The sequence below is a fragment of the Nocardia sp. NPDC059228 genome (genome assembly GCF_042754245.1).
GTDB lineage: Bacteria > Actinomycetota > Actinomycetes > Mycobacteriales > Mycobacteriaceae > Nocardia.
Window position 1 is genome coordinate 1 of sequence record NZ_JBHZAL010000094.1, and the last position, 1,952, is coordinate 1,952.

General features: G+C 38.2%; 3 protein-coding genes. All 3 read left to right on the forward strand.

Translation table 11 applies throughout. The features are described from left to right. Positions 1 to 599: 599 nt before the first annotated feature. A complete protein-coding gene (locus ACFXKA_RS42615) occupies positions 600 to 773 on the forward strand; it encodes a hypothetical protein (protein WP_375839303.1) in 174 nt (57 codons plus the stop codon). Between the two features lie 90 nt (positions 774 to 863). Then, the gene (locus tag ACFXKA_RS42620) at positions 864 to 1,772 is read left to right on the forward strand and encodes a hypothetical protein (RefSeq protein ID WP_375839305.1); all 909 of its coding nucleotides are present in this window, start codon (positions 864 to 866) and stop codon (positions 1,770 to 1,772) included. Beyond that, the coding region (locus ACFXKA_RS42625; protein WP_379431849.1) for a hypothetical protein at positions 1,762 to 1,952 on the forward strand (191 nt) is incomplete at its 3' end. The genes ACFXKA_RS42620 and ACFXKA_RS42625, both read left to right, overlap by 11 nt.

Genomic DNA, 1,952 nt, shown 5'->3' on the forward strand with positions numbered 1-1,952 from the left:
GAGAACCCATTGTCACACCACGATTTAGGGGGTGTGTATAAATGGGCACTCTCTGTGAAATTTGAAGCTTTGAAATTCCGAATGGCGCACTTATACACTCTGTCGAGTGAGTGCTAAAATGCTGAAGCATTTCCGTCAAGCGTGTGGAGGAATCTTGTAGAGAGATATAGCATAGATACCCGTATCTCTAGAGATATTTTGGTATATCCCTGCTATATCTATGGGGTATCTATGCTATATCTTTGGCTTCAAAAACGGCACCTGTTCTAAGAGCATAGAAACTCAACAGGCACAGCCTGTTTGACACCCTTTTTTTTAGGGTGGCACCGAGTTTCCTTATGCTCTTTTTCTCTGAAGCTAAACCTGTTTTATATGTCGTAGTCTTTTTATTGGGAGTGACCCCTTGCTGTACAATTTCCGGAGGTGCCGATAAGGGACGAATTTTCCCTTGTCGGTTGCCTTTGGGGATTGTAAGGGGTGGAGGCTCGGAATCAAAAGGAAACGAAATATCATTCCGAGTGTGCTTCTTTTTTCTGTTCTTGAATTCTATTATTTCCAATGTTAGAATTATGTTAACAACTTGTTAGGAGTGTGTTTGGATGGAAGAGAAAAAACAAATTGGACCTCGAATTACTGTTGAAACATTTAAAAAGCTAGAGTTATTAGCCGAACATTTTACAAAACACAATGAATTTGGAAGAGTTTCAAAAGATGCTGTAATTGAGTTTGCTATTAAGGAATTGTATAGGGACTATTTGGGAAAAGGACGCTAATTTTTGTTGAAAAACTGACTTCGGATTTGGGGTTCTTTATTATTAACTTGATTTTAATTAAACATTACAGGAAAAATTGAGGGGAAATGGATGGATAAACGCAATGGTGACGCGGTTTTCATAGCTCCAAATGATGTTGTAAAAGTGACCACTATGAATCACGTCATTGAAGTTCAGCATATGGAGAAGATGAACCGGAAAAATAATATCAAAAAATTGGACAAGGATAGGTTTGTAGACCTCTCTACTGGGGAGATCCGGGAGTTCGAGCATTCGGAAAATCGGCAGGAAAATTATAATTCTTTGAGACAAACCTTTAAGAAGCTGCGTTATTTGATAAATAACAATTTTATAGGACGGCCAAATGAATTACATATAACTTTGACATACAAGAAAAATATGACGGACACGAAAAAACTTTATAGTGATTTTCAAAATTTTATCGACAGGTTGCGTTATAAATACAAGAAAGAAAGTTCGATAGATTATTTATCGGTGGTAGAGCCACAAGGACGTGGAGCCTGGCATTGTCATGTTTTAATGCGCTTTAATGATTTGGATAAGATTTATATTAAAAATGCTGAATTAAGGAGTCTATGGGGTTTAGGATTTGTAACAATCAAGTCATTAAAGGATATAGACAACATAGGAGCCTATTTGAGCGCTTATTTGACTGATATAGACCTAGAAGATGTCCAAGACAGGGAAACAGCCTTAAAAGTGGCTTCAGAGGGCTGTGAGGTGCAAACAAAGATCGTAGAAGGTCGGGAAAAGAAATTTTTAAAAGGCGGACGGCTGCACATGTATCCTTCCGGAATGAATATGTATCGAAAATCAAAAGGGATTGTTAAGCCGGAACGGGAAGAAATGAAGTTCGGAGACATAAAAAAAGTAGTGGGTTCGGCAAAACCACACTACGAGAAAAGTTATCATGTCGAAAATGACAATTTTGAAAACACAATTTCGTTTCTCCAGTATAACACAAAACGTGATTTTTGAAGCAAAACGGTTCCTCTTTATGGAGCCGTTTTTTTTATTTCCCGAAGGGTTATTTGTCAGAATGACAAACCGATTTCGAGCCGGCGAGAACCCATTGTCACACCACGATTTAGGGGGTGTGTATAAATGGGCACTCTCTGTGAAATTTGAAGCTTTGAAATTCCGAATGGCGCACTTATA